The organism is Ornithinibacillus sp. 4-3 (assembly GCF_040958695.1).
Lineage (GTDB): Bacteria > Bacillota > Bacilli > Bacillales > Amphibacillaceae > CALAMD01.
Map to the genome: position 1 here is coordinate 972320 of NZ_CP162599.1, position 12597 is coordinate 984916.

Genomic DNA, 12597 nt, shown 5'->3' on the forward strand with positions numbered 1-12597 from the left:
CCGTTGATTCTCTATTTTATTTTTTATTGGAGGGGGTACATCATGGGTAATCAAGCAACAGAAGATATTCGCTCTAAACAGTTTTCGGAACTGTTCACCCAGCTAGCAGAGCAGAAACTTTTTAATGGAAATATTTCTATTTTAGAAAATGGGGAAGTCTTTTATGAGGCATCTCTGGGAATTGCTAATTATCAAACAGGAGAATTATTAAATAAGGATACGGTTTTTGAATTAGCGTCTGTTTCAAAAGCATTTACAGCAATGGCAATTATGATATTACAAGAGCAAGGAAAATTAGATTATCAAACACCAATTGAGGAGTACTTTCCAAATTTACCTTATAAAAATATCACTATTCAAAATTTGTTAAGTCATTCGTCAGGCTTACCAGACTATATGGAGCTATTTGAAAAGCATTGGGACCATTCAAAGATAGCAGTGAATAAAGATATTGTAACTTTACTTGAAATCCATCATCCACCTGCACTTTTTGAACCAAATGAGAGCTGTGAATATAGTAATACAGCATATGCTTTGCTAGCGCTAATTGTGGAAGAAGTTTCGGGAGTCCCATATGCTGAATTTATGGAAAAAGAAATTTTTATGAAGCTAGATATGAAGAGAACAAAAGTCCATAATCGCCGATTAACCGGGGAAACGATTCCTAATTTTGCCTATGGTCATTTTTATGATCATGACAAAAATCAGTATGTTTTCCCAGATGAGCTTGAGGCACTTCATTTTGTTTTTTACTTAGATGGAATTCAAGGAGATGGTGTTGTTACTTCCACACTTGATGATATGAAAAAATGGGATCGTGCACTTTATACAGATCAGCTCGTTTCTAAGGCGACAATAGAGAAGGCATTTTCAGCAATTGTAAAGCCAAAGGATGAAAGCTTTGCTTATGGAAATGGTTGGCGAGTGAAAGAGGGAGAGGCAACAGGAAAACTTGTATATCATGGAGGGAGCTGGCCAGGATATCGTAATTGGTTTAGCCGTTATATTGAACAAGATAAAACAATTATTTATTTCACCAATGTAGAACGTTCACGCGCATTTACAGAATCTATGCTGGAGACAATTGAAAACATCTTATATGGTCGTCCTTATACGATACCAAAAGAAGAATAATAAGAAAGTAAAAACTCAATCTCAGCTTATTATAAAGCATGGATTGAGTTTTCTTCTTTATTAAGGAAGTATACAAGTTTAACACAAATTAATTCTTATTCATAAATAGTGCTGTCTAGCTACAAGCGCCAAAAACTATGAGATTTCCCGTCACGCTCTACGATAAAGAAGACTTGACGATTGGCAAGCCATCAGGCGCAGACAGAGCCATATTCGCACTTTCATCGACTAAGTTCGGTCAGGTCACGAGCACCAACGTCGATACTAGCTCGTCGTGTCCGTCGTGCCCCACGGGTGAAAGTCAACACCGGCTTTGTTTTATAAGGAAGCCCGACTAAAACCAGGCTAAAGCCTAACGTCGGATACCCCTAAAGGGACATGTTTCCTTTATCTTAAGGGTAAAGGAAGTTCACCCAACGTCGAACCGCCCAAAAAGAACAGGGGCGCAATCTCTACGTTTTTCGACGCATAGGATGTGCTAGTGCAGGACGCCTGAGCTTGTGACGTCGCGTTATTAGCCTGTAAGGACGCGACTTTCGCTTTTCTTCTTATCTTCGCTTCGAAGCTTTGATCGCTTCTTGGAAAAGAACGATTTGACTATTTAATAATTTTTCTCCACGCAAATAAGTATAGATACCCTGATGATCCTGTATGCGTGCTTTGACCGTATCATTTAGCATTAAGTCCAGAATAGAAAGAATCCGATTTTTAATTCGATTTTCAAAGATTGGAAACATTAATTCTACTCTTTTCTCCATATTACGTGTCATTAAATCTGCAGAAGAAAGAAATAAAGCTGCTTCATTATTATGATGGAAATAATAAACACGACTATGTTCAAGGAAGCGCCCAACAATACTGATAACCCGAATGTTTTCACTGATACCCTGAACCCCAGGGCGTAGACAACAAATACCCCTTACAATCAAATCAATTTTTACTCCCGCTTGGGAAGCTTCATATAATTTTTCAATGATAGGCTTATCTGTTAATGAATTCATTTTCGCGATAATACGTCCGTTTTTGTATTGCTTATGATAGGCAATTTCTTTATCAATATAATCTATTAAATCATTGCGAATATCAAAAGGTGCCATAGATAAATAATGGAATTCAGGTCTTTCCGTATATCCACTTATATAATTAAAGAAATTTGTCGCATCAATACCAAATTTCGGTTTTGTAGTGATATAAGACATATCTGTATAAAATTTAGCGGTTTGATCGTTATAATTGCCAGTACCTAAATGAACAATTCTTTCAATATGTTCTTGATTTTTTCGAACAATTAAGGTGATTTTACTATGTGTTTTCAAAGATATCATGCCATAGATAACATGACAGCCAGCAATTTCTAACTGTTTTGCCCATTGAACATTATTTTCTTCATCAAAGCGTGCTTTTAATTCTACAAGAACAGTTACTTGTTTTCCGTTCTCAGCGGCTCTTTTTAATCCAGCAATAATTGGAGAACCCCCACTCACTCGATAAAGCGTTTGTTTAATGGCAAGTACATCAGGATCATTTGCCGCTTCCAGAATTAGATCAACAATTGGTTCAAAAGATTCATATGGATGATGGAGAAAAATATCACGTTTTCTTACAGCATCAAAAATATTTTCTTCCTCATGAATGTCCAATGCTGGTTGCGGAATGAAAGTTTCATAGATAAGATGCTCATAATCATTTTTCAATTGACCGTAAAAATCATTTAAACAGGTTAGATCAAGTGGCCCATCAATAATATATAAATCCTCTTGATCGATTTCTAAAACCTTCAGGAAAAAATCAACAATATTTGGATCATATTCTCGTTTGTCCATTTCCAGACGTACAGCTGCTCCAAATTTTCTTTTTTTCAATTCTTTTTCAATTTCCTCAAGTAAATCATGTGCGCCATCTTCATGAATAGTCATATCAGCGTTTCTTGTAATTCGAAAGATGCTTGTCGATACCACATGATAGCCTTTAAAAAGCTTGTAAATAAAGTGTCGTATTAAATCTTCTAGTAGCACATAATCATGCGTGTCTCCAACCTTTACAAATCGCTTTAATAGTGCAGGGACTTGCACGATTGCCGTCTTCTTATGTTCTTTTTCTTGTACATATTCATCTTCTAATTGAACAGCTAGATTTAAAGATTTATTTAGTAGCATAGGAAAAGCACGGTAGGCATCAATTGCCATTGGCGTTAAAATTGGATAAATCTGTTGATCAAAGAAGCTTTCTAGTACTTGGATTTTTTCTGAGGATAGTTCGTTCATCTGTACAATCCGAAGCTGTTCTTTATGTAATTGTTTAGTTAAATCTTCATATAGGATATATTGCTGCTTCACCAAATCATGATTAAGTTCTGCAATTGCAGATAATTGTTGAGCAGGGGTTAGTCTAGATTTGTTATCAGGACGGTTAAATCCTGCCTTTACTTGATCTTTAAGCCCAGCTACACGTACCATGAAAAACTCATCTAAATTAGAAGAAAAGATAGAAATGAATCGCAGCCTTTCTAATAATGGATTATCCCTATCTGCTGCTTCTTCAAGTACCCTTTTATTAAATAGGAGCCAACTAAGCTCTCGATTATTATAATAAGGTGTTTTTGGAACCTTTTGTAACTGCACATTTTTCATAATTACCGTCATCCTTCATAAGTAAATTAGTAAAAGACTTTCTAAAAAAAGAGTATCGTTTTTACTAATAGCTTATGTGTAGAGGATGTAAAATTACCGTAAATTATTCTTATCAATTATGGTTATATAAAAAAGAAGCAGACAATGTTTTGAACTGCCCCCTGTCAAGTAGACAGTGGAAATAATAAAAAGGATCTAAGCGGCTTTAGCTCTATATTCCATAGGGCTAAGGCCGTTTAGTCGTTCTTGATATCTTTCATGATTATAAAAATGTATATATGCTTCTATCGCACTCGATAGCTCTTCAAATGTCTCAAACTTATGTAAATAATACTTTTCACATTTAAGTGTTCCCCAAAAGGATTCCATAGGACCATTATCAATGCATCTACCAACACGAGACATACTCTGTGTCATTTCTGCTTCCTCTACCCTTTGTTTAAAACCTTTAGAGGTATACTGAAATCCCCGATCACTATGGATCAGCGGATGTTCTCCATCCAAAAGGGCTACAGCTTGATCAAAAGTCTGAAACACAAGCGGATTATTATTGGAATGCCCTAACACATAACTCACAATCGATCCATCATATAGATCACGAATCGCGCTTAAGTAGGCTTTTTTTGATTGGCCATACTTCAATTCCGTGACATCTGTCACCCATTTCTCATTTGGCTTTTCAGCTGTAAATTCACGGTTGAGCACATTTTCTGCGACATGTTGAGGAGTAGAGTGTTTATACTGTTTCTTCTTTCTTCGAATAACAGATTGGATCCCAGCGACTTTCATCAATCGATATATTCTTTTGTGGTTAAAGTGCTGACCAAATTTCCGATTCATGTTCAACATCATTCGTCGGTAACCATAGATGCCCTCCACCTGATGATGGAGGGCTTTCATTTCTTTGATAATTTTTTCATTCTCAAGCTCTCGAAAGGAAGGTGTACGATTGACCCATTTATAGTAAGCAGCTCTTGAAACACCAGCAATATCACATAATAAGACGATGCTTAGTTGATCCGTTTCATGCAGTTCTTTTATAGCGATATATGTATTTTCCCATCTGACTTGATTTATTTTCTCCTCCTTTCGATCTCCTCTAACTTTTTTAAGAAAGCATTCTCTGCACGTAAACGTTCATTTTCTTTTTCGATTTGGCGCATCTTTAATTTCATTTTTTCTTCTGGAGTTAATTCTTCCACACGTTTGGAACGTCCTCGTCGATCCTTTAACGCATCCCATCCACCTTCTTCATATTTATGTACCCATTGATATACTTGTTGGTAGGATACTTGGTGATTTTCAGCCGTTTCTTGATAATCTTTCTCGTCGGCTAAAGCATCTTGTACAATCTGGATTCGTTCTTTCCAAGTGGTTTTTCTCCCTTTCGTCATAGAGTATCTTCCCTTCCTTTTCGTCCCTTTTAATTCTCTATGACCATTATACTTTTTAATCCATTTTTGAAGTACCCCTCTACTAGAAATTCCATACTTTTTAATGATTTCATTTTGTGAGTACTTCCCTGATAAATAATCGTTGACTGCAGCTGTTTTCAATTCCTTAGCATATCGTTTCCAAGTCCTTGAATCTGCTAAACCCTCTATTCCAGATTCTTCAAACTTCTCTATCCAGTTATATAAGGTAACCTTAGGGATTTGATACGTTGAATAGATTTCTGTAAGAGAATATTTTCCTTTTTTATAAGCCATGACTACTTCATGTTTAAATTCTGTAGAATAAAATTTATTGGACACAAAAACCCCCCCTAAATAAACAGATTTTTATTTTTTTATCTGTCTACCTTAAGGGGAGCATACCATTTAAGTGTCTGCCTCTAACAATATAGTTCACAACTTCAAGATAATCTCTCGCTTAATTGCTTTTTCTAAATGTTTCTTATGTTTTTCGGATTGATATATTTCTGGTTTGGCATCGCCATCGCATTTAAGCTGAATATTTAATCGGTTTTTCTCCATAGAGCATGTAAGCTTTTTAACAACTTGTCGCTTAGTTGTATCAAGGCTATAGACAAATTTTAATAATGCACCTAAATGTTGGAAATGGTGTCTTTCCTTTTTCAAAAACCAAGATTTAAATGGCTGAATAAATTGCTTGAATAGCGTGTTATTTTTATAAGATGCAATAAGTGCTAATTTAACACGGTCCTTATGCTCTAATCCATCAATGGTTCGATTGGCAAGCAAGTAAAAGGTATGTTGTGCACTTGCTTCTGAATCAATATAATCGCCAAGATGAAAGAGACAGCTTGCTCTTTGCAGTAGCACCCAATCAGCTTTTTCTAGTTCCATTAATCCATTTCCTTTTAAATAATCGAATAAGACTTTCATCAATGCTTGTACATGTTGAATTTGTGTCGTATTCATATGATAATCATCAATTAGCTTTTGAATACTTGTATCAATTACCTTGGGGAAAAGCAGTTTTCCTTTTTCTGTAGCTAGTCGTTGATAAAATACTCCGTCACGAAGTCCTTTTCTACTTAACATTAGGCTTTCTGCCTGTACTACTTGGTAAAGACAATGAAATACTTCAATAGCAGGGATAATAATGTCTGCACGATCTCTTGATAGGCCTTCTACTTTTACTAATTTTTCAGGCACTAAGGAAGTAAGGTAACTATTCACTTCTATAATATCTTTAGAGGACATTTCATATTGATGAAGTCCAGCTAATGGATAGTTCGTTAAATTTTGGTGAATTTGTGCTAAGTTACGTGCACTTCCGCCAATGGCAATTAGTTTTAATTCTTTATCCTGTAGCCAGGGGAGGGTTGCAAACTGTTTGTTTAAATATTGTCTTAATAACTGTATTTCTTTGTCAGTAGGAATTGTTTTTTTGAAAAAATCCTTTAATGTTAATGCACCAAAGGAAAAGCTATGAGATTCCAATAATTCCCGGTTTTGAAAAAGAGTTACTTCTGTACTGCCTCCACCAATATCCACTGTAATACCATCTTTAATCGAAGTGGAATTGACAACCGCTAAATAACCATAATAAGCTTCTTCTTGTTCAGAAAGAATTTGGATAGATAAACCAGTTTTCTTTTTCACTTGATCAATGATTTCTGCCTGATTGACAGCTTGTCGAATCGTTGCTGTGGCTACACAAATAATATCCTGTAATTCATACGTAATCATTACTTCTTGAAATGATTTTAATGTTTTTATCAGACGATCAACTCCACTAGGATTTAATGTATAATCTGTTTCTAAAAAGGAACGAAGACGGGATACGGATTTTACATTTTCTACTTCCTTTAGGTTTCCGTTGTTCTCTCTAAAGTAAATGACTAGTCTTGTTGTATTCGAGCCGATATCTATAATTGCAAAATGTTTACCCTTCATTTTTCCACCTGAATTCTTTTGTTTTTGCTTCTCTGATGACAACCCATCTTAATAACCTATCTCATCAATATTTCATCATATCGTACCACAATTCTTTCCCTAAAATTCTTTGTGGAAAAAAAGTTTAAGGAAACTTTACAGAATGCTGTTAAGGCAGAAATGTGCTACAATTTCAAAAAGTACAATAAATAATTAACCGTATGGAGAGGGAGACTTAAATGACATTAACATTTAACAGCAATGCTTTTGAACAAGCAGCAAGTCCATTTGTTGAAACCTATAAAATTCCTGGTGCAAGTTTAGGCTTAAATCATAACAGTAAACCTTTGTATTATAAAGGTTTTGGCTATCGTGATAAGACTGAAAAGCTGCCACTCGATGCAGACACCGTATTTGGGATTGCATCCATGACCAAGTCTTTTGCTTGTGTAGCAATTATGCATCTTCAGGATGCAGGAAAATTATCTGTAGATGATCAGGTGATTAAACATGTACCTGAATTTAAACTTCCTAGTGACGGAAAAACAGAAAAAGTAAGCCTTCATCATTTGATGACACATACAACAGGTTTACCACCAATTTCTGTACATAATTTAGCTCGCAAGCGAAGTATTGATAATGATCCAACTGCAAAAGATTATGGTCTAGATGTGACAAAAATGGTCGGTGATCCTATCGATACTGATGTGCAATTAATGGAAAAAATTGCTAGTTTACCAGTTGAGGTGTTGGATGATCCTGGGAAGGCTTTTTCTTATTCTAATGAGGCATATGGTGTGCTTGGAGCAGTAGTAAATCGTGCGAGTGGGGTTTCTTTTGAGACATATGTGATTGAAAATATACTAAAACCAGCAAATCTAAATAACACTTTCTTTGATATAGCAGAAATTGAGAAAAGAGATAATGTTACGATGCTATATGCACAGAAAAAAGAAGCAGATAAAAAAATTGTTTATGACACGCCATTATGGTGGGATGCTCCAGCAATGCGTGCAGCAGGCTATTTAAAATCAACAGTAAATGATATTTTAACTTATTTAGAAATTTTCCGTAATAAAGGTGTAGTTGGAGGAATACGAATTCTATCAGAGGAAAGTGTGGAGCAAATGACGTATCCTCATGTAGAATTTGAGCCAGGTCGGTATTATGGTTATGGATTGCGCGTAGTTCCTGACTTTTTTGGTTATAAATTAATTGAACATTCTGGTGGATTAAAAGGTGTCTCCTCTCATATGACAGTTATTCCAGAGCTTGGAGTTACTGGTGCTCTACTAACCAACCTCTCTAGTATTCCAGCAGCCAAGCTATTAAGGGGAGCACTGAATGTTTTATTAGAGAAAGGTTTTGATGCGTCTAGTTTTACATATATGGATTATGTTATGTCAGAAGAGAAGCAAGAAACATGTGTTGGTACATATACTTCTACAGAAGGAATGAAAGTAGAAATAAGCTTTGAGAAGGGGAAGCTTGGTATTGTTTCTGAAGCAAAATTTAGTCCATTACGCTGTGTAGGAGATTTTACTTTTATTAGTGAGCAAGGTGATGTAATTAGATTCTTTGCAAATGAACAGGGAGAAGCAGAGCGTATTTATTACGGTTCAAGACAAATTGCCAAGGATAAGTAATTTTAACGGTTAACTTTTTGAATATAATGGACAAGGGAGAGCTCTAAGATGTTATTAACAAAATTTCCAAGAAGAAAGTACACACCAAATAAAACACCAATTGAAAAATTAGAACGTTTATCTGCATTATTAGATGGACCAAATATTTATATAAAGCGAGATGATTTATTAGGTTTAGCAGCAGGAGGAAATAAAACTAGAAAATTAGAATTTATTATGGCTGATGCTCTAGCTAAAGGAGCAGATACTGTAGTTACCTGTGGTTCTCTGCAATCTAATCATTGTCGTCTTACTTTGGCAGCGGCAGTAAAAGAAGGCTTAGAATGTCATCTTGTTTTAGAGGAAACAGCAATTAAAGAATACAATCGTAATGCAAGTGGAAATAACTTTTTATACAAATTATTAGGTGCACATGTGCATGTGTTTGAAAATGGTACAGATAAACAGGCAGAAGTGGAAAAAGTATGTAAAGCACTAGAGGCAGAAGGGAAGAAACCTTACCCGATTCCGGTTGGCGGTTCTAATGAGCTTGGAACAATTGGCTATTCTGTTTGTGCACAGGAAATTATTGAGCAGTCATTTGATTTAGGAATAGATTTTGATCATATTATAGCTGCAAATGGTAGTGGTGCTACAACTGCCGGGCTTTTATTAGGTTTATATGGAAGAAATGAACATGTTGAATTTTCAGCGATTGGGGTAACGGGTTCAACGGAGGAAGTATCAAAAACAGTATTCGATTTAGTCGAAAAAACAGCGGATTTATTAGAAACAAAAGTAGATTTACCAAAAGAAAAGATTCATTTCTATGATGAATATGTTGGAGAAGGATATGCGATTCCAACAAAAGCAATGATAGAAGCTGTGCAAATGCTTGCACGTACAGAAGGGATTCTATTAGATCCTGTTTATACTGGAAAGGTAATGTCTGGCTTAATTGACTTAATCCGTAAAGGAAAGTTTAAAAAAGATGAAAATATATTATTTATTCATTCTGGTGGATCACCTGCTCTTTATGAAAACATGGACTTGTTTGAAGAAGATTTATTTAGTTGACCAATCATTATCACATTGTGAAAGCGGATAAATAGATGGTACACTGAGAATAAAGAAAGAATCTACCAAGAAAAAGCTTAGCAAGGAGAGGGAAATATGACATTAAATGAACAAAGCTTAGCGGATTTAGATCGTATTTTAACGGAAAAATGTGAAGCTGCAAATGTATCAGGGATGGCTTTAGTTGTAGCGAAAGAAGGTAAGCCAGTATTTGAAAAATATTATGGCTATCGTGATGTAGACAATCAATTAGAAATTACAGGAGATACTATTTTTGGAGTTGCTTCCTTAACAAAATCATTAGCAGCATTAACGATTATGCATTTAGTAGATCAAGGTAAATTAAATGTAGATGATCCTGTAGTGAAGTGGTTGCCAGAATTTAAATTGCCTAATAAAGAATACCAAGATCAAGTGAAAATTCATCATTTGATGTCACATACAAGTGGATTACCAGGTATGTCTGCAGTAAATAGTGTTCGTGCCAGAAGTATTGCCGATGATCCAGATGGTAATTATTTGAGTGGGAAAGTATCTGAAGAAATGCTAGCGAAGAATGTGCGCAATGTAGAAAGCATGTTAAATTATATTGCTGATCTTGATTTTGAATTATTAGGAGCGCCAGGAGAAACAATCAATTATTCGAATGAATGCTTTGCGATGCTTCAATTAATTGCTGAAAGAGCTAGTGGCACAGATTTCATTCCTTATGTGAAAGAAAATCTATTTACACCTTTGGAAATGACTCGCTCAACATTCTTATATGATGAAATGAAGCAATTTGATAATGTCACAGAACTTTATGCATATAAAAAAGACGGTAGTAAAGAAGTATTTCATTCTCCAGCATGGTGGGATGTAGGTGATATCTATACAAATGGATCACTTAAGGCAAGTGTAATGGATATTATCCGTTATTTAGAAGTTTACCGAAATGGTGGAACAGTGAACGGGCAACAGGTTGTATCTGCAGATAGTATTGGAAAAATGACAACGACACATATTGTAGGGCCTAATGATGTGGAATATGGTTATGGTTTACAATTACGTAATTATCCAGAAGTAAAAATTGTAGGTCATGGAGGAAGCATTAAAGGAGTATCTGCACATATGGCAATAGCAAAAGATTATTCAGTTGCTGTATTGATTAATTTAGCTGAAGTAAATGCAGAGGACATGGCTATGACAGCTTTACATCATGTGTTAGAAATCCCAAATCCGAAGCTAGATATCGTAGCAGAACATCCAGTATCCGAGTCTCAGTTACAACAATATGTAGGGGCATATGCTTCTGATGAAGGTCAAAAATTAAATGTTGAATTAGTAGATGGGACACTTCAAATTGGTGCAGGAACAGCTATGGAAGAACTTCGTTGTTATACGGAACATGGTTTCTGTACAAACGGCGGAAATAAAGTGAAATTTATTGTAGAAGCGGGAGAAGTTAAAGGCGTATTCTCTGGTGTACGTTACATCCCTAAAACGAAAAATTAAAATTAGAAGATTGATAGAAATAAATGAGAAAAGGGGGAAGAATGATGGCTCAAAAAATTAGCTTTCAAAAGAATTTAATGAAGGAAGATAGCAATTATTTAGAGCAAGCATCTGTTTTTTCTCATGAAGCAGCTAGGAAAGCGGGGAGATTTCAAAGTACACATCCCCTCTATGCACAAACACCATTAGTTTCTTTGCAGCATTTAGCAAACCATATTGGTGTAAAGCATTTATTTGTGAAGGATGAATCCTATCGTTTTGGATTAAATGCTTTTAAAGTACTTGGTGGTATCTATGCCATTGGTAGTTATTTAGCCAAACGTTTAAATCGAGATATTGAAACACTTTCCTTTGAAGAATTAAAGTCAGAGGCAGTGAAGGAAGAACTTGGTGAAATTACTTTTATCTCTGCAACAGATGGAAATCATGGAAAAGGAGTTGCTTGGGCTGCACGTGAATTGGGTCATCGTGCGGTAATCTATTTACCAAAGGGTGCGTCAGAGCATCGCGAGCAAGCAATTGTTGATGAAGGAGCAATTGTAGAAGTAACTAAATTTAACTATGACGAATCTGTACGTTTAGCTGCACAAACAGCTTTTGAAAAGGATTGGGTTGTTTTACAAGATACTTCATGGGAAGGTTACGAAGAAATTCCGGAATGGATTATACAGGGCTACGCAACCTTGGCAAGTGAAGCAGTACAGCAGATAAAGGAGCATACAGAAAAAGCCCCAACACATGTGTTCTTACAAGCAGGCGTTGGCTCCTTTGCAGCATCTGTTGCAGCTTATTTCTTACATGCATTTAAAGAAAAGCCACCTAAAATTATACTTGTAGAGCCACATGAAGCAAATTGCTATTATCGTTCTTTTGTATCCAATGAGGAAATCTATGAAATTGTTTATGGAGAGATGGATACGATTATGGCAGGGCTTGCTTGTGGAGAGCCAAACCCCGCTGCTTGGGAGTTTTTACGAAGGTATACAGATGTTTCATTTTCCTGTGACGAATCTATTGCTGCGGTAGGAATGCGAATCCTCGGGCATCCGTTAGATGAGGATCAACGCATTATTGCTGGAGAATCTGGAGCCGTAACAGCAGGTTTAGTGTATTGTTTAGCTACAGATGAAGCATTGCATGAAGCGAAAACAGCACTAGACCTAGATGAGAATGCTTCTATTATTGTGGTAAATACAGAAGGGAACACAAATCCAGATAATTACCGGAATATTGTATGGGAAGGCGCATTTGCGTATCAAGCAGAAAAATAACTTTGATATCAAAACATTCGTT

General features: G+C 35.8%; 7 protein-coding genes and 2 pseudogenes. 5 read left to right on the plus strand and 4 right to left on the minus strand.

Annotated elements, in window-relative coordinates; translation table 11 throughout:
- Positions 1-42: 42 nt before the first annotated feature.
- Positions 43-1134 (plus strand): serine hydrolase domain-containing protein, encoded by a 1092-nt coding sequence (locus AB4Y30_RS04780; protein ID WP_368654349.1) that lies wholly within the window; start codon positions 43-45, stop codon positions 1132-1134.
- A gap of 548 nt (positions 1135-1682) precedes the next feature.
- Here the strand turns inward: AB4Y30_RS04780 and AB4Y30_RS04785 are convergent.
- From AB4Y30_RS04785 to ppx, 4 genes and pseudogenes are all read right to left on the minus strand, one after another.
- Entirely contained in the window at positions 1683-3764 is a 2082-nt protein-coding gene (locus AB4Y30_RS04785) for an RNA degradosome polyphosphate kinase (RefSeq protein ID WP_368654350.1), read from the minus strand.
- Positions 3765-3959: 195 nt separating this feature from the next.
- Positions 3960-5386, minus strand: a pseudogene (locus tag AB4Y30_RS04790) (IS3 family transposase); the annotation flags it as partial.
- 6 nt (positions 5387-5392) lie between these two features.
- Positions 5393-5473, minus strand: a pseudogene (locus tag AB4Y30_RS04795) (hypothetical protein); the annotation flags it as partial.
- Positions 5474-5611: 138 nt separating this feature from the next.
- Positions 5612-7129, minus strand: coding sequence for an exopolyphosphatase (gene ppx, locus AB4Y30_RS04800; protein ID WP_368654351.1), 1518 nt, complete (start codon positions 7127-7129; stop codon positions 5612-5614).
- Between the two features lie 218 nt (positions 7130-7347).
- Between ppx and AB4Y30_RS04805 the strand changes: the two genes are divergently transcribed.
- The 4 genes from AB4Y30_RS04805 to dpaL all read left to right on the plus strand — a co-directional run bounded on the left by AB4Y30_RS04805 (position 7348) and on the right by dpaL (position 12575).
- Complete coding sequence (locus tag AB4Y30_RS04805; protein ID WP_368654352.1) at positions 7348-8754, plus strand: serine hydrolase domain-containing protein; 1407 nt, start codon at positions 7348-7350, stop codon at positions 8752-8754.
- A 48-nt stretch (positions 8755-8802) separates the two neighbouring features.
- Entirely contained in the window at positions 8803-9810 is a 1008-nt protein-coding gene (locus tag AB4Y30_RS04810; protein WP_368654353.1) for a D-cysteine desulfhydrase, read from the plus strand.
- Between the two features lie 96 nt (positions 9811-9906).
- The gene (locus tag AB4Y30_RS04815; RefSeq protein WP_368654354.1) at positions 9907-11304 is read left to right on the plus strand and encodes a serine hydrolase domain-containing protein; all 1398 of its coding nucleotides are present in this window, start codon (positions 9907-9909) and stop codon (positions 11302-11304) included.
- Positions 11305-11348: 44 nt separating this feature from the next.
- Positions 11349-12575: a diaminopropionate ammonia-lyase gene (gene dpaL / locus AB4Y30_RS04820; protein WP_368654355.1), complete on the plus strand. Its 1227-nt coding sequence runs from the start codon at positions 11349-11351 to the stop codon at positions 12573-12575.
- Positions 12576-12597 lie beyond the last annotated feature (22 nt).

Bases quoted from the DNA above. Each gene is read 5' to 3' on its own strand.
- AB4Y30_RS04780 (WP_368654349.1), top strand. From the start codon at position 43: ATGGGTAATCAAGCAACAGAAGATATTCGCTCTAAACAGTTTTCGGAA.
- AB4Y30_RS04785 (WP_368654350.1), bottom strand. From the start codon at position 3,764: ATGAAAAATGTGCAGTTACAAAAGGTTCCAAAAACACCTTATTATAAT.
- ppx (WP_368654351.1), bottom strand. From the start codon at position 7,129: ATGAAGGGTAAACATTTTGCAATTATAGATATCGGCTCGAATACAACA.
- AB4Y30_RS04805 (WP_368654352.1), top strand. From the start codon at position 7,348: ATGACATTAACATTTAACAGCAATGCTTTTGAACAAGCAGCAAGTCCA.
- AB4Y30_RS04810 (WP_368654353.1), top strand. From the start codon at position 8,803: ATGTTATTAACAAAATTTCCAAGAAGAAAGTACACACCAAATAAAACA.
- AB4Y30_RS04815 (WP_368654354.1), top strand. From the start codon at position 9,907: ATGACATTAAATGAACAAAGCTTAGCGGATTTAGATCGTATTTTAACG.
- dpaL (WP_368654355.1), top strand. From the start codon at position 11,349: ATGGCTCAAAAAATTAGCTTTCAAAAGAATTTAATGAAGGAAGATAGC.